At 59.1% G+C, this 23,391-nt stretch carries 21 protein-coding genes; 18 read left to right on the top strand and 3 right to left on the bottom strand.

The features are described 5' to 3' along the window. Positions 1-2 precede the first annotated feature (2 nt). From cobN to cobJ, 5 genes are read left to right on the top strand one after another with little or no spacing between them, the layout of a single operon-like run. Positions 3-3,296: a cobaltochelatase subunit CobN gene (gene cobN, locus ACR0DU_RS00300; protein WP_480871824.1), complete on the top strand. Its 3,294-nt coding sequence runs from the start codon at positions 3-5 to the stop codon at positions 3,294-3,296. Further along, the gene (locus ACR0DU_RS00295; protein ID WP_480871823.1) at positions 3,293-4,432 is read left to right on the top strand and encodes a cobalamin biosynthesis protein CobG; all 1,140 of its coding nucleotides are present in this window, start codon (positions 3,293-3,295) and stop codon (positions 4,430-4,432) included. Before cobN ends, ACR0DU_RS00295 begins: the two co-directional genes overlap by 4 nt. Further along, a complete protein-coding gene (locus tag ACR0DU_RS00290) occupies positions 4,432-5,061 on the top strand; it encodes a precorrin-8X methylmutase (protein ID WP_480871821.1) in 630 nt (209 codons plus the stop codon). Before ACR0DU_RS00295 ends, ACR0DU_RS00290 begins: the two co-directional genes overlap by 1 nt. After that, the gene (cobI, locus tag ACR0DU_RS00285) at positions 5,058-5,786 is read left to right on the top strand and encodes a precorrin-2 C(20)-methyltransferase (RefSeq protein ID WP_480871819.1); all 729 of its coding nucleotides are present in this window, start codon (positions 5,058-5,060) and stop codon (positions 5,784-5,786) included. Before ACR0DU_RS00290 ends, cobI begins: the two co-directional genes overlap by 4 nt. Beyond that, positions 5,783-6,547 carry a precorrin-3B C(17)-methyltransferase gene (gene cobJ / locus ACR0DU_RS00280; RefSeq protein ID WP_480871817.1) on the top strand — a complete coding sequence of 255 codons (765 nt, stop codon included), beginning with the start codon at positions 5,783-5,785 and terminating at the stop codon, positions 6,545-6,547. The genes cobI and cobJ overlap by 4 nt, the downstream gene beginning before the upstream one ends. Here the strand turns inward: cobJ and ACR0DU_RS00275 are convergent. Next, positions 6,538-7,269 carry a cobalt-precorrin-6A reductase gene (locus ACR0DU_RS00275; protein WP_480871815.1) on the bottom strand — a complete coding sequence of 244 codons (732 nt, stop codon included), beginning with the start codon at positions 7,267-7,269 and terminating at the stop codon, positions 6,538-6,540. The two genes, cobJ and ACR0DU_RS00275, sit on opposite strands and share 10 nt — an antisense overlap. Between ACR0DU_RS00275 and cbiE the strand changes: the two genes are divergently transcribed. The 13 genes from cbiE to mdoH all read left to right on the top strand — a co-directional run bounded on the left by cbiE (position 7,268) and on the right by mdoH (position 21,972). Beyond that, positions 7,268-8,467: a precorrin-6y C5,15-methyltransferase (decarboxylating) subunit CbiE gene (gene cbiE / locus ACR0DU_RS00270; RefSeq protein WP_480871813.1), complete on the top strand. Its 1,200-nt coding sequence runs from the start codon at positions 7,268-7,270 to the stop codon at positions 8,465-8,467. The genes ACR0DU_RS00275 and cbiE overlap by 2 nt on opposite strands. Further along, positions 8,464-8,832, top strand: coding sequence for a cobalamin biosynthesis protein (locus ACR0DU_RS00265; RefSeq protein ID WP_170779224.1), 369 nt, complete (start codon positions 8,464-8,466; stop codon positions 8,830-8,832). Before cbiE ends, ACR0DU_RS00265 begins: the two co-directional genes overlap by 4 nt. Then, the gene (cobM, locus tag ACR0DU_RS00260) at positions 8,829-9,623 is read left to right on the top strand and encodes a precorrin-4 C(11)-methyltransferase (RefSeq protein WP_480871811.1); all 795 of its coding nucleotides are present in this window, start codon (positions 8,829-8,831) and stop codon (positions 9,621-9,623) included. Before ACR0DU_RS00265 ends, cobM begins: the two co-directional genes overlap by 4 nt. Next, positions 9,616-10,932 carry a cobyrinic acid a,c-diamide synthase CobB gene (locus ACR0DU_RS00255; RefSeq protein ID WP_480871809.1) on the top strand — a complete coding sequence of 439 codons (1,317 nt, stop codon included), beginning with the start codon at positions 9,616-9,618 and terminating at the stop codon, positions 10,930-10,932. Before cobM ends, ACR0DU_RS00255 begins: the two co-directional genes overlap by 8 nt. Continuing rightward, positions 10,929-11,657: a uroporphyrinogen-III C-methyltransferase gene (gene cobA / locus ACR0DU_RS00250; protein ID WP_010438961.1), complete on the top strand. Its 729-nt coding sequence runs from the start codon at positions 10,929-10,931 to the stop codon at positions 11,655-11,657. Before ACR0DU_RS00255 ends, cobA begins: the two co-directional genes overlap by 4 nt. Continuing rightward, a complete protein-coding gene (gene cobF, locus ACR0DU_RS00245) occupies positions 11,650-12,393 on the top strand; it encodes a precorrin-6A synthase (deacetylating) (RefSeq protein WP_010438958.1) in 744 nt (247 codons plus the stop codon). Before cobA ends, cobF begins: the two co-directional genes overlap by 8 nt. Positions 12,394-12,469: 76 nt before the next feature. Further along, positions 12,470-12,934: a DUF302 domain-containing protein gene (locus ACR0DU_RS00240; RefSeq protein ID WP_480457808.1), complete on the top strand. Its 465-nt coding sequence runs from the start codon at positions 12,470-12,472 to the stop codon at positions 12,932-12,934. Between the two features lie 79 nt (positions 12,935-13,013). After that, the gene (locus ACR0DU_RS00235; RefSeq protein ID WP_480871808.1) at positions 13,014-14,633 is read left to right on the top strand and encodes a thiamine pyrophosphate-binding protein; all 1,620 of its coding nucleotides are present in this window, start codon (positions 13,014-13,016) and stop codon (positions 14,631-14,633) included. Continuing rightward, complete coding sequence (locus ACR0DU_RS00230) at positions 14,620-15,804, top strand: CaiB/BaiF CoA transferase family protein (RefSeq protein ID WP_480871807.1); 1,185 nt, start codon at positions 14,620-14,622, stop codon at positions 15,802-15,804. Before ACR0DU_RS00235 ends, ACR0DU_RS00230 begins: the two co-directional genes overlap by 14 nt. Before the next feature lie 180 nt (positions 15,805-15,984). Next, positions 15,985-17,355 (top strand): tetratricopeptide repeat protein, encoded by a 1,371-nt coding sequence (locus ACR0DU_RS00225; RefSeq protein WP_480871805.1) that lies wholly within the window; start codon positions 15,985-15,987, stop codon positions 17,353-17,355. A 35-nt stretch (positions 17,356-17,390) separates the two neighbouring features. After that, the gene (locus ACR0DU_RS00220) at positions 17,391-18,608 is read left to right on the top strand and encodes an OpgC family protein (protein WP_480871804.1); all 1,218 of its coding nucleotides are present in this window, start codon (positions 17,391-17,393) and stop codon (positions 18,606-18,608) included. Then, positions 18,605-20,104, top strand: a complete 1,500-nt coding sequence (locus ACR0DU_RS00215) for an OpgD/OpgG family glucan biosynthesis protein (protein WP_010438947.1) — start codon at positions 18,605-18,607, stop codon at positions 20,102-20,104. Before ACR0DU_RS00220 ends, ACR0DU_RS00215 begins: the two co-directional genes overlap by 4 nt. Further along, positions 20,101-21,972, top strand: a complete 1,872-nt coding sequence (mdoH, locus tag ACR0DU_RS00210) for a glucans biosynthesis glucosyltransferase MdoH (RefSeq protein ID WP_480871802.1) — start codon at positions 20,101-20,103, stop codon at positions 21,970-21,972. The genes ACR0DU_RS00215 and mdoH overlap by 4 nt, the downstream gene beginning before the upstream one ends. On the opposite strand, the gene ACR0DU_RS00205 is transcribed toward mdoH, so the two are convergent. Together ACR0DU_RS00205 and ACR0DU_RS00200 are read right to left on the bottom strand one after the other, a co-directional pair. After that, positions 21,973-22,788: a CE1 family esterase gene (locus ACR0DU_RS00205; protein WP_480871801.1), complete on the bottom strand. Its 816-nt coding sequence runs from the start codon at positions 22,786-22,788 to the stop codon at positions 21,973-21,975. Further along, positions 22,788-23,258, bottom strand: a complete 471-nt coding sequence (locus ACR0DU_RS00200; protein ID WP_480871800.1) for a rhodanese-like domain-containing protein — start codon at positions 23,256-23,258, stop codon at positions 22,788-22,790. The genes ACR0DU_RS00205 and ACR0DU_RS00200 overlap by 1 nt, the downstream gene beginning before the upstream one ends. Positions 23,259-23,391 lie beyond the last annotated feature (133 nt).

Below are 23,391 nucleotides of genomic sequence, written 5' to 3'. Positions count from 1 at the left end.
TCATGCACGTCGTCTTCCGCGAAAGCCACGGGTTAGAGGAAACCGAGACCCCAACCGATCTGGGCCAGAGCCCGGCGGACTTGGTGGTGCTGTCTTTTTCCGACAGCGACCTTGGCGCTTTCGCGGCGGGCTGGCATCGCGGTGGCGGGCCAGACGGGCGCATGCCAACCCTGCGGCTGGCCAACCTGACAGCTCTAAAACACCCCCTTTCTGTCGATACATATGTCGAACAGACGCTTGAGGGGGCCAAAGGCATCCTGATCCGCCTGATTGGCGGCGTGCCATATTGGTCTTACGGCTTGCAGCAGGTTCTGGCACTGGCACAGGCCAAGGGGATCGCACTGGCTGTCCTGCCTGCGGACGGGCGCGAAGATACGCGGCTGGATGAGTACTCCACCCTGCCCGTCTCAACCCTGCGGCGCTTGGCGCATCTGTGTGACACCGGCGGAGAGGTTGCCGCGCAGGCCGCACTCGCGCAGATGGCACTGGCGGCGGGACTATATGCCGGTCCGGTGATGGGGACAAAGTCCATACCGGATTACGGCGCCTGGTGCCCGGATCGTGGCGTTATACCGGCAGACACAGCTTTTTCGGGCGATGCAAAACGCATTATCGTCACGTTTTATCGGGCCTACCTGACCTCTGCCGACACTGCCCCAATCGCGGCTTTGATCCGCAGTGTGCGATCGCGTGGATTCGAGGCCATTGGCCTGTTCGCCCCATCGCTCAAAGCGCCAACCGCCGCAGACTGGTTGCGTGAGACGATCGTGGCGCTGAAACCTTCGGCGATCATCAATGCCACCTCCTTTTCGGGCAAGGGCGCATCAGGCACTTCACCTTTGGATGCTGCCAATGTGCCCGTCTTTCAGGTCGCCCTCGCGACCTCGCGCCGCAAAGCCTGGGCCGAGGCGGAACGCGGGCTTTCGCCTGCCGACCTCGCTATGCATGTGGTGCTGCCCGAGGTCGACGGGCGGATTAACGCGGGCATCGTGTCGTTCAAAGAACCGGACAAGCGCGATCCTTATCTGGAATATTCGCGTTTTGCCCACCAGCCTGAACCTGACCGGATCGAAGCTGTCATCGATCGGATCTCTGGCTGGCTGGCCCTGCACGGAAAGCCCACTTCGGATCAAATACCGGCGCTGGTTCTGTCGACTTACCCGGGTAAGGACTGGCAGATGGCCCACGCAGTTGGCCTTGATGCGCTCGCTTCTGCCGAAGCGATGCTGACCGATCTTCAGAATGAAGGATATGCAACCGCACCGGCCGAGCCGATTGCCGAAATCCTGCTGGGCGCCCGGATTTCGTGGTCATTGCAGGACTACCTGATTGCGTATGCAGAGCTACCCGATCAATTGCGCGCCGATCTGCAGACGGTCTGGGGAGACCCCGAGGACGATCCAGCGTTCGCAGATGGAGCATTCCATTTCACGGCCCTCCGGCGTGGCAACGCTGTGGTTGCGCTGCAGCCAGAACGCGGCACGCCAGAGCTGCGCGAGGATGACTATCATGACCTTTCGCGCACGCCTCGTCACAGCTACGTCGCCTTTTACCTTTGGCTGCGCAAAGGAATAGGCGCGGATGCTCTGATCCATATTGGCGCCCATGGCACGCTGGAATGGCTGCCAGGTAAATCGGTCGCTTTATGCAATGAATGCTGGCCCGAGGTGTTGATCGGCGATCTGCCGGTGATCTACCCGTTCATCGTCAATGACCCCGGCGAAGCTGCGCAGGCAAAGCGCCGGATCGGCGCAGTTACGCTGGGCCATATCCCGCCCCCGATGAAAGAAAGTGGTACGCCGGATCGCATGGTTCGGCTGGAAGCACTGCTGGATGAGTTCTCGAACGCGGACGGTCTGGACCCCAAGCGCCGTGACCGGTTACAGGAAGATATCCGCGACGAGGCACAGGCCATTGGGCTGGAAAGCGACCTTGGCCTCGATCAGGCCACCTGCATCGCCGAGGCGATCACGCGCATTGATCGATTTGTCTGCGATATCAAGGAAAGTCAGTTCGGCGACGGCCTGCACATCTTTGGACGGGTTCCAGATATGACGGGTGATTTCGACCCTGCCCCGTCGGCCCACGCTGAACGCTACGCCCTGATTGACGCTTTGGCGGGCAAACGGATTGAGGCCGGGCCGTCCGGTTCCCCTTATCGCGGGCGAACGGATGTATTGCCGACCGGGCGGAATCTTTACACGACCGACCCGCGCTCGGTTCCTACGCGCGCGGCCTATACACAAGGCGTCAAGCTCGCTGAAGAGCTGGTTCGGCGGCATCTGCAGGAAGAAGGCGACTACCCCAAGGGCTTGATCGTCGATCTATGGGGTTCGGCCACGATGCGCACAGCGGGCGAGGAATTCGCCATGGCGCTACACCTGCTGGGGGTGAAGCCGGTTTGGGATAAAGGGTCCGACCGGGTCTCGGGCATCGAAGTTTTGCCAATCACCGATCTCAGCCGCCCGCGACTGGACGTGACATTGCGCGTCTCAGGCCTGTTCCGGGACGTGTTCCCGACGCTTTCCGCGCTGTACGGTCAGGCCGTCCGCGCACTGACAAAACGAGATGAAGCAGCCGACTGGAACCCTTACGCCGGTCAGGAGCCAGCCGCGCGGGTCTATGGGCCAGCCCCCGGCAACTATGGTTTGAACATGACTCATCTGTCCGAAACCTATACGGATGAGGCGCGCGTGCAGGCGGGTGAGGCTTGGCTGGACGCTAGTTCCTTCGCGTTGGAAGGCGAGCACATCGCACGGGATAAGGACGGCATTACTCAGCGCGTCGCCAATGCCGACAGCTTTGTACACCTCCAGGACCTGACCGAGACCGACCTGCTATTGGCGAATGATTATGCCACGCATGAAGCAGGCTTTGCTGCCGCCAAGAAAATCAGCGGTGGTAACGCTCAGCTCTATCACCTGGACAATACCAACCCGGAAAATCCACGCGCCCGTACCTTGACCGAAGAGATTAGTCGCGTGGTCCATGCGCGCGCCGCCAATCCAGGTTGGATCGCTGGTATGCAGCGGCATGGTTTTCGAGGCGCGGCCGAGATTGCAGCGACGCTGGATCACATGGCCTCGTTTGCACATTTGTCTGGCACCGTCGCGCCGCATCTGTTCGACCTTTATCACGAAGCCACGCTTGGCGACGAAGGCGTCGATGCCTTTCTACAAGAGGCCAACCCGCGTGCGCATCAGGCGATGCAAGACCGATTCCGCGCCTTGTTGGACGCTGGATTATGGAACACGCGCCGAAACTCGATCCGTGCCAGTCTGGAAGGTCTGGGATGAGCGCTCTCACCGACAAACCTATCGTCCAAGGCTGGTGCCCCGGCGCACATCGCCCGATGATGTCCGGCGATGGTCTGGTCGTGCGCGTACGCCCGCGGTTGGCGCGGCTTAGCGCTCAGCAGGCTTTGGGTCTGTGCCAATTGGCCGACCGTTTCGGCAATGGCACTATCGACCTGACCAATCGTGCGAACCTGCAACTACGCGGCGTCAAGGAAGCCGACCACCAGCCGCTATTGGCCGAGCTGTCTGATCTGAACCTTCTCGATGCCGAGCCCGGCATCGAGATTAGACGGAATATTTTGGTCACACCGCTCTACCGTGCAGGTGATCTGACAGCGCGACTAACGCAGCATCTGATTGACCGCCTAGCAGAGTTGCCCTCGCTGCCCGCCAAGTTCGGATTTGCAATCGATACGAGACCTGAGCGCATGTTAGCCGGAGACTCGGCTGACATTCGCGTGGAAACCGGCGAAAACGGCCTGATTCTGCGCGCAGATGGTGCAGAGACTGGGCGGACTGTTTCTGAATCTGATGTCATCGATCGACTGATCGAACTGGCAAAGTGGTTCTCTGACACCTATACGCCTGAGACCCGCCGAATGGCCCGCGTGATCTCTGCGCAAGACCTTCCGCTCGAATGGCAAGGCAGCCCGCCTGGCCCAATAAGTACCCCTCTACAGCCTGGCGCTTGCGATTTGGGAACACTTTTGGGCGCGACGTTTGGGCAATTGCCCGCAGGCCCGCTCTCGAAACTGATCGAGAGCAGCGGTGCGTCTGCCCTGCGAGTTACACCGTGGCGGTTGATCCTGCTGGAAGGCGGAGCAGATACTCCCGCACCAGCCTTCGTCACTGACGGTACTGACCCGCTGATTACCACCGACGCCTGCCCTGGCACGCCGTTCTGTCCGCAGGCGCAAGTGGAAACGCGAGAGATCGCGCGCGTTTTGGCGGCTCGAGTGCCCGGATCTCTGCATGTCTCGGGGTGTGCAAAGGGTTGCGCCCGGATGGGCCCTGCAGATGTCACCTTAGTGGGATGCAATGGACGATTTGATCTTGTCAAACAAGGTCGTGCAGGGGATGAGCCCTGCCAACGCGGCCTGACCGAAGAAACACTTATGACCATGGACTTCACCTGATGCCCTATGAATACGAAACCGACGGCGCGGCGATTTACAAACAAAGCTTTGCCACCATCCGCTCGGAGGCCGATCTCGCTCGGTTCGATGCCGATGAAGAGCAAGTGGCCGTGCGCATGATTCATGCCGCTGGAATGGTTGGGCTGGAGGAGTTCGTGCATTTCTCGCCCGGCTTCGTCACAGCTGCTCGCACCGCGCTGGAAAATGGCACACCGATCCTATGCGACGCGCGCATGGTCAGCGAAGGTGTGACCCGATTCCGCCTGCCTGCGGATAATGAGGTAATCTGTACCCTGCATGACGAACGCGTGCGCCCATTGGCCGCTGAGATGAGCAACACGCGCTCTGCCGCTGCGCTAGAGTTGTGGCGTCCGCATCTTGGCGGCGCGCTGGTCGCGATCGGTAACGCTCCGACTGCGCTATTCCATCTGCTAAACATGCTGGAAGACCCAGATTGTCCGCGTCCGGCCGCCATCATCGGCTGCCCTGTGGGCTTTGTCGGCGCAGTCGAATCCAAGGACGCCTTATGGGAAGCGCAGCCCGTACCCTCCTGCATCGTCAAAGGTCGCTTGGGCGGCAGTGCAATCACCGTTGCTGCCATCAACGCCATCGCGAGTCGCGCGGAATGAGTGGGGGCAAGATCTACGGCGTGGGCCTTGGCCCTGGTGACCCGGATCTCATGAGCGTCCGCGCAGACCGCCTGTTGCGCAATGCCCGACACGTAGCGTTCTTCCGCAAGCCGGGCCGCACGGGGCAGGCCCGCAAGATCGTCAATGGAATGATCCCCGGCGACGCTATCGAGTTTGCGATGGAGTATCCCGTAACAACCGAAATCCCGGTGACGGACCCGAGGTACAACGAATTGCTTTCCGTGTTTTACGAGGATTGCGCCGCGCACCTGAAGTCGCTGACAGAGAATGGTGAGGATGTCGTGGTCCTGTGCGAAGGAGACCCTTTCTTCTACGGGTCATTCATGCATCTTTACAATCGATTACGGGATATATCTAAGGTCGAGGTCGTACCAGCCATTACCGGAATGTCGGGTGCCTGGACCGCTACCGGCGATCCAATAACCTGGGGTGATGACGTCCTGACGGTTCTGGTCGGTACATTGTCCGAGGACACGCTGACCGAACGCATGGCCCAAACCGATGCGTTGGTAGTCATGAAGATCGGTCGCAACTTTGACAAGGTAAAACGCGCCCTGAAACGGGCCGATCTATATGACCGTGCATGGATCGTCGAATACGCCCAGATGCCCAACCAGCGGGTTTGCAAACTCTCGGACAATTGCGAGGGTATCACACCCTATTTCTCGATCATCCTGGTTCACGGTCAGGGCCGTCGCCCATGAGTGGCTGGGTCAAAATAGCCGGCCTCGGACCGGGAGACGAAGCTCTGGTCACGCCCGAGGTTACCGCTGCTCTGGCCGAGGCGACGGATGTTGTTGGATACATCCCCTACGTCGCGCGCGTTGCTGAGCGTGAAGGGTTGACCCTACATTCCAGTGACAACCGGGTCGAGATCGACCGCTCGCAGCACGCATTACGGATGGCGGCCGAGGGCAAGCGTGTCGTGGTTGTTTCCTCCGGAGACCCAGGCGTGTTCGCGATGGCCGCTGCCGTGTTCGAGGCATTGGAGAATGGTCCTGCTGAATGGCGAAGCATTCAGATCGACGTACTGCCGGGGATCACAGCGATGTTAGCTGCGTCTGCCCGTGCGGGTGCGCCGATGGGGCACGATTTCTGCGCCATCAACCTCAGCGACAATCTGAAACCGTGGTCCTTGATCGAAAAGCGCCTGCGTCTCGCCGCACAGGGGGATTTTGCGATGGCCTTCTACAATCCACGCTCGAAGTCACGCCCAGAAGGTTTTGTAAAAACACTGGAAATCCTTCGCGAGGAATGTGAGCCAGAACGCCTGATCCTGTTTGCCCGCGCAGTGTCGCGTTCGGATGAAGAGTTGCGGATTTCAACATTAGCCGAGGCCACGCCAGACATGGCGGACATGCAGACGGTCGTGATCGTCGGCTCGTCATTGACCCGTGTGATCGAGCGCGACGACAAACCGATCGTTTACACGCCGAGAATCACGCCTGACAAGGATCAGGTATGAACCAGCCAGTCCAAGACCTGCGAAACCTTTTCGAACTCAGTCCGCTGCAGCAACAGCGGACGGTCGATCATCAGAACCGGAAGACCCAGCGCCCGTGCGGCATCCAGCTTTGCGCGCGCCCCGATGCCACCCGCGTTCTTGGACACAACCAACTGCGTCCCGTGACGCTCCATCAGCCCCCGGTCTTCAATTTCAGTGAACGGACCGCGCGAAATAATGACGTCTCTATTAGGAAACGGCACGGTTTCAGGCTCATCCACCAACCGCAAAAGATAGTGATGCTGAGGCTGTGCTGCAAAGTCCTGAAGATGCATGCGACCAACGGCAAGGAACACGCGCTGAGCGGGACCGGAAAGCGCGTCGACGGCACCGTCGATGTCCGGAACATGCTGCCAACTGTCGCCATCTTGAGCGACCCAGGGAGGCCGCGTCAGCGCCGCCAGCGGAGTGGCGGTCGAGGCGCAGGCTTCCACAGCGTTTCGGCTCATCAGCGCGGCAAAGGGGTGGGTAGCATCTACGATATGGCTGATCTCGTGGTCGCGGATGTAATGCGCCAGCCCCTCTGTTCCACCGAACCCACCCACGCGCGTTGGAACGGGCTGCGGGCGTGGCGTGTCGACACGGCCCGCATAAGAATACGTGGCCGGAATACCTTGTTCGGCGACAGATTTTGCCAGAGCATTTGCCTCGGTCGTCCCGCCAAGTATCAGGAGGTTGGGCATGTCTGAAACTCCGTGGCTGACGGTATTGGGTTTGGGCGAAGATGGACTGGATGGCCTGTCCCCCGCAAGCCGTCAAGTGCTGGATCGCGCTGAAGTCGTTATGGGCCCTCCCCGCCACCTGTCGCTGATCCCAAGCAGCGCGGCTGAGCAGATTGAATGGCCGGTACCTTTTGCCGACGGCCTGCCGATCCTAGTAAGATTACGCGGTCGGCAAACTGTTGTTCTGGCCTCGGGTGATCCGTTCTGGTTCGGGGCCGGTTCCGTCATCGCGCGAAATTTCGATGCGAGCGAATGGACCGCTCTACCCGGTCAATCGACCTTTTCGCTGGCGGCGGCACGGCTTGGCTGGCCGCTTGAAAACACGTTGACCTTTGGACTGCACGCCGCCCCTCTCACCCGTTTGCGCCCCCACCTGGCGCCGGGCCTCCGCGCCATTCTCTTGCTGCGCGATGGAAAAGCGGTGGCTGAGCTTGCAACGTATTTGGGCGAGACTGGTTTTGCCGATTGTACCCTGCATGTGATGGAGGCTCTTGGCGGCCCCCGTGAACGCGCGCGGAGCGTGTCGCTGACCGAAGCGCTGCTGGGAACATTCGAACATCCGGTCTGTGTCGGGCTGGACGTTGCGGGCACAGGGCGCGCCTTTCCCAAAGCCTCGGGCAAGCCGGATGACATCTTCGAAACCGACGGGCAAATCACCAAGCGCCCTATCCGCGCACTGACCCTGTCGGCCCTTGCCCCGCGTAGAGGAGAGCATCTGTGGGATATTGGCGGCGGCACCGGTTCGATCAGCATCGAATGGCTGATGTGCGATCCGACGCTGACTGCAACGACAATCGAGCCGCGTGAAGATCGGGTCGAGCGCATTCGCCGAAACGCCGATGCGCTGGGGCAGGATCGGTTGCGGGTCGTTCAAGGTATCGCACCTGAGGCGTTGGTTGGCCTTGACCAACCAGATGTCGTTTTCATCGGAGGCGGCCTGAGCGCGGAGCTGTTGAACTGGCTACACGCAAATCTCCGTGCCGGTACGCGGCTTGTCGCCAACGCTGTGACATTGGAAAGCGAAGCGTTGCTGGCCGCGTGGCACGACAAGTTGGGCGGAGATCTGTTGCGTATCGAATTGGCGCAAGCTGCTTCGCTTGGTCCACGGCGGGGTTGGAAATCTGCCTACCCCGTGATGCAGTGGAGTCTTACGCTATGATCGTCGCCGGGCTCGGATTTTCGTCCTCTGCTACGCTGGTCAGTCTGCGCGCTGCCTTTGATCTGGCCTCGACAGGAAAAACAGTCGATGCCCTGGCAACCGTTGCAGACAAGGACGGACATGCCGCACTTGTCGCACTTGCAGAGGCAACTGAGCTGCCGGTTCATTTCGTCCCGGCACATGATCTCGCCGGGCAACGTACCCTCACCTGCTCGCCCCGAAGTCGTGCCACATACGGCACCGGCAGCGTGGCCGAAGCATCCGCTCTTGCTGCCGCCGGGCATGGCGCGCGGCTGATTTCACCCAGACAAATCTCGGACGACCGGCTTGCAACCTGCGCCGTCGCCATTGGAGGACAACCATGACCGTTCATTTCATCGGCGCCGGACCGGGTGCCGCCGACCTGCTGACCTTGCGCGGACGCGATATCATCGCCTCGTGCCCGGTGTGCCTATATGCGGGCTCGTTGGTTCCCGAGGAGATTCTGAGCCACTGCCCCGACGGCGCAAAGATCGTGAACACGGCTCCGATGGATCTGGATCAGATCATGGCCGAGATTGAAGCGGCGCATAAAGCTGGACAGGACGTTGCGCGGCTGCATTCCGGGGACCTCTCTGTCTGGTCGGCGATGGGAGAGCAAATCAGACGTCTGAAAGACATGGGCATCCCGGTCAGCGTCACGCCCGGTGTCCCGTCTTTTGCCGCCGCAGCTGCTGCTCTAGGAACTGAACTCACCCTTCCGGGACTGGCGCAATCGGTGGTGTTGACCCGGACGCCTGGGCGCGCGTCCTCGATGCCTGAAGGTGAAACGCTGAAAAACTTTGCTAAAACAGGTGCTACTCTGGCCATTCACCTGTCGATCGGAAATCTGGACAATGTCATCGCCGACCTGACCCCTGCCTATGGTGCGGACTGCCCGGTCGCCGTTGTCTACCGCGCCAGCTGGCCGGATGAACGGATCATCCGCGCGACTCTGGCCACGCTGAAAGAGGCGCTGGACGAAGGCATCTCGCGCACCGCACTGATAATGGTTGGCCCGGCGCTCGCAGGCGAAGGGTTTGACGAAAGCTGCCTGTATTCAAAAACATACGACCGCCGCTATCGCCCTCAAAGCTCCGACAGCCCTTGGTCGAGCTGGAGTCACGGCGATGACTAACCCCCCGGGATTACTGATTTCCGCACCGTCATCGGGCACGGGCAAAACCACGGTCATGCTGGGGTTGCTCCGGGCGCTGGCTGAGGACGGATTGACCGTGCAGCCGTTCAAAAGCGGGCCCGACTACATAGACCCGGCCTTTCACCGCGCTGCGGCAGGCCGCGCCTCGTTCAATCTGGATAGCTGGGCGATGGGAGAGCCGCTGCTCAGCGCGATCTCAGAGCAAGCCACGGGCGCGGATATCGTGGTGGCCGAGGGCTCAATGGGTTTGTTTGATGGCGTCGCCAAACCCGGAGAGCTGGGACATGGGTCGAGCGCTGAAACGGCTCAGCGTATGGGATGGCCGGTCGTCTTGGTTCTGGATGTCGGAGGACAGGCGCAATCAGCGGCGGCGACCGCGCTTGGATTTCGGATGTATAACCCCGATTTGCCCTTTGCCGGTGTCATCCTGAACCGCTGTGCTAGCCCTCGCCACGAACGACTGACCCGTTTGGGCATGGAGCGCGCCGGATTACCCGTTCTAGGGGTTCTTCCGCGCCGGGGCGATCTTACCCTGCCCGAGCGGCATCTGGGTCTGATTCAGGCCGTCGAGCACCCTGATCTGGAAACCGCAATTGCCGGTTACGCCGCATTCCTGCGTGAACATGTTGATCTGGATGCGATCAAAAAGGCGGCCTCCTCAGGCCCTAATGGGCCATCGTCGGCCGCACTGCCGCACCCCCCGGCACAGCGGATCGCACTTGCCCGAGACGCCGCGTTTTCGTTTACCTATCCACATCTTCTGGAAGGGTGGAACCGCGCGGGTGCAGAGATACTGCCCTTTTCACCTCTGGCCGATGAAGCGCCAGACGCTGATGCCGATCTGGTCTGGTTGCCCGGGGGTTATCCTGAGCTGCATGCGGGAACAATAGCTGCGGCCGATACTTTCTTGACCGGGCTGCGGAAACACGCGGAAACGCGGCCTGTGCATGGTGAATGCGGGGGGTACATGGCATTGGGGAAAGTGCTGGTCGACAAAGATGGCACCCCACATCAGATGGCGGGATTGCTGGGTCTGCAAACCTCATACCAAAAGCGTAAATTCAACCTTGGCTATCGTAGGGCTGAACTTTTGGCCTCGATGCCCGGCTTTGCGGCAGGTACCGCTCTGCGCGGACATGAGTTCCATTATTCCTCGATCATCGAACAACCTGACGCTCCTCTTGCGCGGGTCTTCGATGCCGAAGGGGCTGAAGGCCCTCAGACAGGATCGCGACGCGGCAATGTCACCGGCACGTTTTTTCACCTGATTGCGGAGGCAACGGTATGACCGGGTTTGTCTCATTCATCGGCTCCGGTCCGGGTGATCCGGAGCTGCTAACGCTCAAGGCCGTGGACCGGATGCAGAAGGCCGATGCGGTGCTGTTTGATGATCTCAGCAGTGGCCCGATCTTGACCCATGCACGTGACGACGCTGATCTGGTGGGCGTAGGTAAACGCGCCGGTCGCCCCTCGCCCAAGCAGGATCACGTCAGCCGGTTGCTGGTTGAGTATGCGCAGACCGGCCAGCATGTCGTGCGGCTGAAATCCGGTGATGGAGGATTGTTCGGTCGACTAGAGGAAGAACTGGTCGCGTTGCAGGCCGCCGGTATCAAATACGAGATCATTCCTGGCATCCCCTCTGCCGTCGCGGCGGCTGCGACTGCGGGAATTCCTCTGACACGACGCCTGACTGCGCGTCGTGTTCAATTCGTCACCGGGCATGATGCGAGTGGAAAACTGCCTGCCGATCTGAATCTTCCCGCCCTAGCTGATGCTGGCGCGACAACGGTCGTATTTATGGGCAAGCGCACTTTTCCATTGCTGGTCGAAGCGCTGAGCGCGCATGGCCTGCCGCTGGACACACCTGCCTTGATGGCCGAATCCGTTTCAACCCCCGAACAATCTTTGCATCGTTCCACCATCGGAGAGCTTTCCGACAAACTGCGCACCGAGATCGGTACTGCTCCTGCCTTGATCCTGTATGGCCCGCTGGCGGAGTTCGGCGATGTTTGATCTCACACTGATCGGGATCGGCACCGGCAATCCCGACCACCTGACCTTTCAGGGGGCGCAGGCAATCAGATCAGCAGACCTGATCCTGATCCCGCGTAAGGGAGAGAACAAAGCTGATCTGGCCGGTTTGCGCGAAGACATCATCGCGCAGGTCACCGATAAACCTGCGCGGATCGTCTATTTCGACGTTCCCAAACGCCGGGCAGATGACGGTTATCTACGAGGTGTCGACGAATGGCACGACGCAATTGCCCTGCGCTGGCACGAAGCGATTTCAGCCCACCCCGACGCGCAGAAGGTCGCGTTGCTGATCTGGGGTGATCCGTCGCTGTATGACAGTTCGCTCAGGATCGCCGCTCGACTGGACCCACAGCCGCAGGTCCAGGTTGTGCCGGGCATCACCGCGTTGCAGGCGTTAACTGCGGCCCATGCGATCCCGATCAATGATCTGGGGGCACCCTATGTCGTGACCACCGGTCGCCGCATCCGCGATGAGGGATGGCCTGAAACGGCATCGAAAGTGGCTGTTATGCTGGATGGCGAATGCTCGTTCCAAAGCCTAGAGATGGCCGATTATGACATCTGGTGGGGGGCATATGTGGGCATGAAAGAAGAGATTCTGATCAAAGGCCCATTGGCGGATGTGGCGCAAGACATTCTGGACTCGCGCGCGCAAGCCCGTTCTGATCACGGCTGGATCATGGATATCTATCTGCTGAAGAAACGTACGGCCTGACGCGCGCACAGGATTGTGAGCCCCGTTTCAGCGGTTTTCTGTCATCTATTCTCCAATCAACAGGAAGGGATAGAACATGAGGGCGCTTTGTGCTGCGATCTGCCTGCTGGCCATGCCTGCGTGGGCCGACGGCATCGAACCTCTTGCAGGATGGGCGATCTACTCCAGCGGAAAAAGCTATGAGAGCCTCGTGGAAGACACAAAGGCCGCGGTAAAAGAGAACGGCCTGATCGTGGTCACTCAGGCCGGACCGACCAAAGCAGCGGCCTCGCGCGGCATTACCATTCCGGGCAACCGAGTGATCGGCGCATTCAACAACGACTACGCAGTTCGGGTCCTTGAAACCTCGACGAATGCGATGATCGAAGCGCCCATCCGTTTCTACGTGACCGAGAACAAGGATGGCACTGCGACCCTGTCCTACAAAACGCCAAGTTTTGTGTTCGCCCCATATACGGATGAAGGCGGTGAGGCGCTGCGCGATATTGCCGCCGAATTAGACGAAAAGTTTCAGGCCGTGGCGGAAAGCGCCGTCAAATAGTCACACTGACGTGAAGCTGCTTGCGTCCGGGCGCGTCCTCCGCAATCTGCTGAAAGATAAACTTGTCGGAGCTTGATTGATGCAGGACCTGTCCCCCCGCGCTGCGGATCTGTTGGCACAACGCCTTTTCGAGGCCGGATGCCGCCACGCGTTCGGAATGCCCGGTGGCGAGGTTCTGACCTTGGTGGATGCGCTGGAAAGCGCAGGTATCACCTTTCATCTGACCAAACATGAAAACGCAGCCGGCTTCATGGCCGAAGCCGTTCATCATCGCGATGGCGCGCCTGCGATTCTGGTGGCCACGCTTGGCCCGGGCGCGATGAATGGGATCAACGTGGTCGCGAACGCATTGCAGGATCGCGTTCCGATGATCGTGTTGACCGGATGCGTCGACGCGGATGAGGCACTGACTTATACCCATCAGGTGATGGATCACGCGCGAGTCTACCGCTCGATCACCAAGGGAACCTTCATGCTGACTGCTGACGGGGCCGATATCATCGCCGACAAGGCGGTGTCGCTTGCGAACCAGCCGCGCCCCGGTCCGGTGCACATCGATGTGCCAATCTCGGTGGCCGATACGCGCGTATCGGGAGTTAAACGCCGTCGTCTCGCGAAAGTCGCACCCGTCGCACCTGGCGCTGAATGTCTGGAAAAGGCTCGCCGTTGGGTGGCCGAGGCCGAACGCCCCTTGGCGATCATTGGCCTCGATGTTCTTTATGACGACTCGCGCTGTGTCGTGCGGGCGTTTTTGGAGCATTTCAACATTCCCTTCGTCACGACCTACAAGGCCAAGGGGGTGGTGCCCGAGGATCATCCGCTGTGTCTGGGTGGGGCGGGTCTTTCGCCGTTGGTCGACAAGCATCTGATCCCGTTGGTGGAACAAGCTGATCTGGTGCTATGCTTGGGCTATGACCCCATAGAAATGCGCCCTGGCTGGCGCGAGATTTGGGACCCGGAAGACAAGCGAGTGATCGACATTGCTGCTGTAGTGAACGATCACTATATGCATCAGGCCGGATTAAATTTGGTGGCGGACACCAGCGCAACTCTTGAAGCCATCGCAAAAGGGAACCCCGCCCGAAAGACTTGGCCGAATGGTGAACCGGATCAAGTCAAGACAGCACTGGCAGAAGCCTTCCCAACCGATGAAGACTGGGGACCGGCGGCGATCATCGCGGAAACCCGTGCAGTGCTACCAACTGAGTCACTCGCTACCGCCGACAGTGGCGCCCATCGCATTCTGCTCAGCCAGATGTGGGCGTGTTCAGAGGAGCGCGGGCTGATCCAGTCTTCGGCGCTATGCACAATGGGGTGCGCAGTTCCAATGGCGATTGGCCTGAAACTGGCGGAACCGGACCGCCCCGTGATCAGCTTCTCGGGCGACGCCGGGTTTCTGATGGTCGCCGGAGAGCTTTCGACCGCCGCCGAAATGGGCGGCAACCCGATCTTTCTTGTGTTTGTAGATGCCAGCCTTGCCCTGATTGAATTGAAGCAACGCCAGCGCCAGATGGGCAATCGAGGTGTCGATTTCGACCGCCACGACTTTGCAGCCATGGGGCGCGCCTTTGGCGGGTACGGTCATACGGTGCGCAACCGCGACGAATTGCGGGCAGCGCTGGATCAGGCGTTGAAAGCCGACAAATTCACTGTCATTGCTGCGGAGATCGACCGTGGAGGATATGATGGCCGCATCTGAAGGACCCCTGAAGGGCGTCAAGGTACTGGATCTGTCGCGCATTCTGGCTGGCCCTACCTGCACGCAACTGCTGGGTGATTTGGGAGCCACCGTCATCAAGATCGAAAACCCAGCGACCGGAGGTGACGACACGCGGCAATGGGGTCCTCCCTACATCGAATACGCGGATGGTAACCGCTCGGATTTGAGCGCCTATTTCATGTCATCCAATCGCAACAAGAAATCGGTCGCGTTGGATATCGCCACGGCGGAAGGTCAAGCGGAAATCCGGAGATTGGCGTCTCATGCGGATATCCTGATCGAGAACTTCAAGCCAGGCGGGCTGGCGAAATACGGGCTCGACTACGCCACGCTGTCCAAAGAGTTTCCCAGCCTAGTCTATTGCTCGATCTCGGGTTACGGGCAGACCGGTCCGAACGCATCGAAACCCGGTTATGACCTGATGGCACAAGGCTATGGCGGAGTTATGTCGCTGACTGGAGATCCCGAAGGCGCACCAATGAAGGTTGGCGTTGGCATCGCCGATGTGATGTGCGGCATGTATGCCTGCGTCGGTATTTTGGCGGCTCTGCGGCATCGCGATCTGACCGGCGAAGGCCAGCAGGTCGACCTTGCGCTGGTGGATTCGCAAGTGGCCTGGCTGATCAACGAAGGCGTGAACTACCTGACCTCGGGCAATGTGCCTCAACGGCGCGGCAACGGGCATCCAAACATTGTCCCTTACGACGTATATGCAACCAGCGACGGGCACGTGATCCTTGCGGTCGGAAACGACAGCCAGTTCAAAAGATTCTGCAGTTTCATCCAACACCCAGAGCTTGCTGACGATCCGCGATTTGCCACCAATCCTGCCCGTCTTGAAAATCGTGACGCATTAAATGCAATCCTTCGCCCTGCCGTACAGGCGCTGGATACCAGCCGCGTTATTGCAGGTCTGGAAGAACTGAAAGTACCGGTTGGTCCTGTGCAAACACTTGATCAGGTCTTCGCCTCAGATCAGGTCGCTGCCCGGCGGATGCAGGTCACCATGCAGGCTGCACCCGGTGAGGTGCAATTGATCGGAAACCCTCTGAACCTGTCCCGTACACCTGTAACATATCGCAGTGCACCTCCTGTCTGTGGCGCTGACACACAAGCTGTTCTAAACGCAGAAAATCCCTTCGAAGATTGAAACACTCTGCCTGATTAGGCGGCAAGTTGCTGAAACATGCCCTTGAATCGGCGGTTTTTTTCGCGTTTTCCACACACGCGTTTTCACCAATTCGAGAGCAGGGTCGATACTGTTACGACCCCGCGGCACACTCTGTTACATCAAACACTATAGAATGCCGCAATCAGATTGGACCCAAGCATGAAACAAGACGTCTTTGGACAGATGAACACCCTGACCCAGCCCGCAAGCGTCGAGGCGTGGGATGGTGTTCTCCTTGGGTTCATGGCGCACGCAGCCGTAACGCCGCAGCATCTGGGCAAGGTGCTAGAGCTTGAGCCTGACTTTGCCCTGGGTCACGCGATCAAAGGCCTGTTCATGGTCCTGCTGGGGCGCCGCGAGATGATCGCGGTCGCGGCCGAAGCGCTGACCGCAGCCAATGCAGCGATGGAGCGTCAGCCGGTTTCGGACCGTGAAAAGCTGTATGTCGAGGCACTGGCGATGTATATGGCTGACCTCCCCACTCAAGCGGTACAGAAATTCGAAGAAATCCTTCGGGCGCACCCCACGGACACTCTGGCGATGAAACTCAGCCACGCCACTCGGTTCGTTCTGGGGGATTCGCAAGGTATGCGCCGTTCGATTGAGCGCGTGATGCCCGCTTACGAACCCGACCACGCTGGGCGTGGATATCTGCTGGGCTGCCATTCATTTGCTCTTGAGGAAACGGGTGCCTACGAGAAAGCCGAGATCGCCGGTCGTCAGGCTCTTTGGATGGTTTCCGACGATGCGTGGGGATTGCACGCCGTGGCGCATGTGCATGAGATGACGGGAAATGCTCAGTTGGGCCTTGACTGGCTTGCGGGGCGCGAGGATGCTTGGGCGCATTGCAACAATTTCCGCTATCATGTGTGGTGGCACAAGGCGCTGATGCATCTGGATCTGGGTCAGGTCGATCAAGTGATGGCTTTGTATGATCATCACATCCGTCAGGACAAGACCGACGATTACCGCGATATCTCGAATGCGACTTCGCTGCTGTCCCGGCTAGAGCTTGAAGGAGTGGATGTGGGCAACCGCTGGGAAGAACTGGCCGATCTCAGCGCCGCCCGCACCGAAGACGGCTGCCTGATCTTTGCCGACCTGCATTACTTGCTGGCCCTGACTGGCGACAACCGTTCGGATGCGACCAGCAAAATACTGCACCGCATCCAGAGCGATGCCCAGCGCAACCAGGGCGATACGCCGATCCGCATGTCTGATCCCGGCGTCGCTGCGGCCAAGGGCCTTGAGGCCTTTGGCGAAGGCCTCTATGGCCAAGCCTTTGACTTTTTGTCAGACGCACGTGGTGGAATGCAGCTGGCTGGTGGCAGCCACGCCCAACGTGATGTATTCGAGCGCATCACAATTGATTCAGGCCTGCGCGCCGGCCGTCTGGATGCTGTCGAGCGCATTCTTGACGACCGCCGCGCCAAGCGCTCCGGTGGCGAAGACAACTATGCCCTCGCCCGCCGCGCATTGATCGAGGCCGCACGCGACAATGGCGACGCACAAAGCGTCCCCGCCGAATAAGAACAATAAAAAAGACCAAGAAGGACAGAAACCGTATGGCGACTGCATCGCCCGCTTCTGATTTTGCTCCGGTGGCCTCTCAAAGCGCTGCCCCTGCCCGCACGCGCGACCCGCGCCTTGATTTCTATCGCGGTATCGCGATGTTCATCATCCTTATTGCCCATATCCCGAACGATCCCTGGGCCAAGTGGATTCCTGCCCGGTTCGGGTTTTCGGATGCAACCGAAATCTTTGTTTTCTGCTCCGGCATGGCCTCGGCCATCGCCTTTGGCGGAGCGTTCATGCGCAAGGGCTGGTTGATGGGCACCGCGCGCGTATCGTTCCGTATTTGGCAGGTCTATTGGGCCCATATTTGTCTGTTTTTCTTCGTCGCTATGACCATGGCAGCGCTGAACCAAAGCGGGCTGTTCGAGAAAAACTATATCTCGTCGCTGAACCTGCAGCATTTCTTCAATGACCCCGCGCCACAGATCGTAGGGTTGTTCACCCTGACCTATGTGCCCAACTATTTTGACATCCTACCGATGTATCTGGTGGTGCTTGCGATGATGCCGCTGTTCATGGGGCTCTATCGCATCGGGTTTTGGGCAGTCGCCCTGGCATCTGTCACGATCTGGCTGATCGCGCAATATGACTATCTCGATCTGCCTGCTGAGCCCTGGTCGGATCGTCAATGGTTCTTCAACCCGTTTGGCTGGCAATTGCTGTTCTTCACTGGCTTCGCGTTCATGCGCGGCTGGATTCCCGCCCCGCCGGTTTCAAAAACGTTGATCTGGGCGGCCTCATTATTCCTGATCTTCTCGATGCCGTTTGGTTCGTGGAAGGTTTTTACCTGGATAAATGCCGCAGCACCCGATCTGGCTGATGAAATCCGCAAAGTCTGGCCGGTAACCAAAGAGTTCCGAAACAAGACAGACTTTGGCCTTTTCCGATATTTGCATTTCCTCTCACTGGCCTATCTGGGCTGGGTTGTTGCCGGTGAGCATGGCCATCGCCTGATCACCACCGGTCAGGGAGCCGCAGCGAAGGTTTGGCAGTTGCTGCTGAGTGTCATCACCAAAGTCGGGCAGCAGTCGCTTGCGGTCTTTGTATTTTCCATGGCTGCAGCACGACTTATCGGCGTCGGATTGGACCTGAGTGGGCGGGATGTTGCCAGTGTCTTTGTCGCCAACATGATTGGCTTTGCCATGATCATCGGCGTGGCCTATCTGGCCGCGTGGTTTAAGTCACACCCTTGGAAGACTAAGAAATGAATTTTACACGCCGCGCATTCCTCGCCTCATCAACGGCATTGATCCTCGCTCCGGCAGCTCATGCGACCGGCGGTGAGGTCGCCTTTGACCGCAACACAGTTATCGAAATGGCGCGCGATCTGGCAAGCCGACCTTATGTAGAACGCGAGATGGTGCCGCAAGAATGGCAGGATCTGAACTATGAGCAATATCGCTCGATCCGTTTCCAGTTGGAAAAAGGCCTTTGGTACAGCACCAAGTCACCGTTCGAAGTCGATTTCTTCGCGCCCGGACTTTACTTCCCTCGCGCAGTGCAAATTTCAACCGTCGACCATGGTCATGTGACACCTGTTGCCTTTGATCTGGATATGTTCACAAAAAGCGAAGACGTTCCCTCTTTGCCTGCAGATGAAACGCTGGGCTTTTCGGGATTCCGCCTGCGTGCCGAGATGCATCGGCCCGGGTTAACCGACGAGTTCTGCGTCTTTCAGGGTGCCAGCTATTTCCGCGCAATCGGTTTGCACGAAGCATATGGTTTGTCAGCACGCGGTTTGGCGCTGAAAACCGGCGATCCCGATGGGGAGGAATTTCCCGATTTCATTCGCTTCTGGCTCGAAAAGCCTGCGTCGGGACAGCGGAACATGGTGGTCCACGCCCTGATGGACAGCCCCAGCGTCAGTGGTGCGTACCGGTTTGAAATCACGCCAGGTGACGACACCATCATGGACGTCAGCGCAACGCTGTTTCCACGCACCGACCTGTCCCATGTCGGCATCGCACCAGGCACATCCATGTTCCTGTTCGATCAGACCAATCACAGCCGGTTCGATGATTTTCGCCCCGCAGTTCACGACAGCGACGGGTTGCTGATCCGGAATGGTGCGGGCGAAGTCCTTTGGCGGCCATTGGCCAATCCAACCCGCCTGCAGATCGCCTCATTTGTGGATATGAACCCACGTGGCTTTGGCCTGATGCAGCGTAAGCGCGAATTCTCAGACTACGCTGATCTTGAGGCCAACTATCACAAGCGCCCCAGCCTGTGGGTCGAGCCCAATGGGGACTGGGGCAAGGGGTCTGTCACGCTGGTAGAAATACCCGCAGATCAGGAAATCTATGACAACATCGTCGCCTACTGGCGGCCGATGGAACCGTACGCGGCGGGCAGCCAAGTTGATATGTCCTATCGCCTGATCTGGGGCGAAGAGCCTCAGCACACACCCGTCGCGCGGGTCATCAATACAGCCATGGGCGATAATACCTTTGGCGAAGGACGGTTGGCCGTGATCGACTTTGAACCAAGCGATCTGTTTGACGACCCCGAGGAGATGACTGTTTTTGTCGACTCGCCTCATGCTGAGACGTCGGACGGGGTGTTGCAGCGTAATCCAGATACAGGTGGATTACGACTGGCGTTCTCGTTTGAACCTGGTGAACGCAACCATGTCGAATTGCGCGCGCAATTGCTGAAAGACAAACAGCCGGCCTCTGAAGTCTGGCTATACCGTTGGACCTCATGAGCCGCGATCTTCATATCATGCCGCCCGAGGCCCCTCTGGCGATGCCCGCGCAGAACTTTGCGCAGGGGTTCCGCGATGCGCAGGCCCCGACTAGTGATCGGAGACCCTCAGCCGGATTCTGGCGCGCGCTGGCCTTTTCACCGGCGATGGCGGCAACTTTGGGCCTGCTCTGGGTCATGTCTGACTGGTTCAGCGCCGAGGGGATCAACCTGGTCGAAGGTATCCTGCTAACGTTGATCTCTTTCAACTTCTTCTGGATTTCATTCACGGTCTGTACCGTGTTGCTGGGCATGGTTTCGCTGTCCAGTCAGGAGCAGCCCAAACGCGAAGGCCGACCGCAGCCGCTGCGCGTGGCGCTGTTGACGCCGGTCTACAACGAGGTGCCCTGGAACGTTCTGGGCAATGCTCGCACAATGCTTGAAGACCTGCAGCAACGCGGCGGTCAGCACCATTATGCCATGTTCATTCTATCCGATACCCGCGATCCCGAAATTGCGGCGCAAGAACAGGCCAGTGTCGAGGCATTGCGCACAACCTTGGCACCAGGTTTGGAACTTTACTATCGCCGCCGCCCTGCAAACACGGATCGCAAGGTCGGGAACATTGCCGATTGGGTCAGCCGCTGGGGCGCGGATTGGGATGCGATGCTGGTGCTGGATGCCGACAGCTTGATGACAGGTCGCGCGATCAGCCGTTTGACCGACGCGCTGGCGCGTGATCCGGGTGCAGGCCTGATCCAGAGCTATCCGCAACTGATCGGCGCGCAGTCGGTTTTCGCCCGGATGCAGCAATTTGCCAATGGTGTCTATGGTATCGCCTTTGCCGAAGGTCTGGCCCGCTGGTGCGGGCAAGAAGGCAATTACTGGGGCCATAACGCCATCATCCGCACAAGCGCTTTTGCTACCAGCGCAGGCTTGCCGAAGCTGAAGTCTCTCAATGGGCAGGACAAGCTGATCATGAGCCATGATTTCGTCGAGGCCGGACTGCTGCGTCGCGCCGGATGGGCCGTGCGTTTTTTGCCACGCATTCGCGGATCGTATGAAGAAACACCACCCACCCTCATCGACCACGCAATGCGCGACCGCCGTTGGTGTCAGGGCAACCTGCAGCACCTGAAACTGCTTGGTTCGACGGGGTTCCGTGCGGTCTCACGCTTCCATATGTTTCACGGTGCGGTCGGATATCTGATGTCGCCGCTATGGTTTGCGCTTTTGGTGATGTGGGCTTTGATCGGCCAGGGCAAGGATGCCTCGGTTCTGCATTACTTCAGCCCCGATAATCCGCTTTTCCCGCAATGGCCTGAGATGTCCGAAACACGCCACGTACTGATCATTTTGGTGATGTACGCAATGCTGCTGGCCCCCAAGGTTCTGGGCGTGGCCGCACTGCCCCTCAGCGGCGTACGATATTCCGATTTCGGCGGCACCCGTAAGTTCTTTACTTCATTCCTGTCCGAGGTCGTTTTGTCCGTTCTCTATGCTCCGATTTTGATGGTGCAGCAGATGATCGCGGTTTTCCGGACTGCTCTGGGCATTCAAAAAGGCTGGTCACCGCAGGCCCGCGATGGCGGCAGCTATGGGGTGCGGACCTTGATCTTGTGCCACGCGCTTGAAACCGTAAGCGGTGTGGCATTGAGCGTTGGTATTCTTGCTGGTCTCGTCTCAGTTTGGTTGGCCCCAATCGCGATCAGTCTTGCGTTGGCAATCCCGCTTTCGGCGCTGAGCGGCGTATCAGCGGGCGCTGCGCGTCGTATGGTCGGGATGCGCGAAGACGTCAGCGAGCCTGCTATCACCCGGTCAGCGCGTCGCTATCGTGATGAGTTGAAGCGCCTGATCGAAGGTAAGGGCATCGTCACTCCAGCAGAATAGTCAACTGCCGGGTAAGCCCTCGTACCAATCCACCATCATATCGGCCCAACCTTTGGGCACTGTATGTCCACCTGGAAACAGCGCGAATTCCAGCGCGCTTCCTTCAGCGCATCCCATCCAGTTCCGACGCATGAACTGGCCAGTGGTTGAAAACCCGCTGGGTTTGGTATCGACGCATTCATTGGCAATGCGCCAAATTTCGAGACCAGCAAAGATATCACCTTGATGGAACCGGCCTCCGCCCAGTATGCGCCCTTCCAACGGAACCACATTGTCTGTCCAACCGTGGGTGTGGAACAGACGGACCGGTCCTTCGCAAGTCTCCGGATGCGGCCTCCAGAAACCGCCTGAAACCGGTGCATAGGCCGAGAAGGTTTCCGGCGCCGCGCAGGCAAGGTAATAAACCATAAATGCACCCGCTGAAAAACCGCTTAGCACTACCCGACCGGGGTCAATGTCAAACCGATTGGCCGCATCCTGAACGGCTTCGGTCAAAAAATCGGCCTCGTCACGTCCGTCCCAACCAGGAAAGAAGTTCCAGCTTTGACGACCATTCCGCTCGGAACCTTCGGGGGCCATCACGGCGTAGCCTCGTTTCAGCAATGCTTCGACCATAGCCCGGTTCTTGAGCGTCCCGGTGCCCGTGCCTCCGTAGCCATGCATGAATACGACTAGCGGCGGATTGTCATCTGCCGGCAACTCGATCTGATACGCGCCTGCATCTGTCTTGCAAACCCCATCTTGATCACCGCAAACGGCCAGAGCGGTTTCCCCCGTGAAGGCAAGGCCCAAAACCAGCCATAATCTCGCTCGCATTACCTATCCTCTTTGTAATCATTGACTGGCAGACCCGCACGAACCCAACCTGGTCCGGCGGCCGACCCCAGCATCCCCTCAGGCACATCGATGACATTGGTGAAGCCCGCTTTAGTCAGTTGGTTGCTTAACCGGGCAGAACGTACACCACGTGCGCAAATCAATGCCACCGGCGCGGTGCGATCGCCCTCGAGCAATTGCTCCAAAACGGGCACAAAATCTTCGCGTCGCATGTCGAGCGGATGGGCACCTTCACCGATCCCCGTTGCGCGCCATTCGCGAGGGGTACGGATGTCGATCAGAACAATATCCCCCTGCCGCACGAGCTGGTGGGCAGTGGAAACCGCGATCTGATGCCCTGCGTAATCCTGTGGAATCAAACGGTATTCCCGGAGTGCGAAGCCTCCGGCTATCACCGTTCCTGCTCCAAGCAAGACCCATCGACGGGTTTTGATCGCGTGTTCTGCCAAATTGCGCCTCCTGATGTAAATTTGGGTCATATCACAAGCACGCCACCTTTTCGCGCCCCAGTTCGCGCGCGTTGTTCAAGATATCGTCATCGCCCCCTGAACATCTTTGCAATGGTCAATCTCTGCGAAAAAA

The sequence above is a fragment of the Ruegeria sp. G2 genome, from assembly GCF_056533505.1.
Note: the sequence above shows the minus strand (reverse complement) of the source record. Positions and strands in the feature narration are given on the sequence as shown.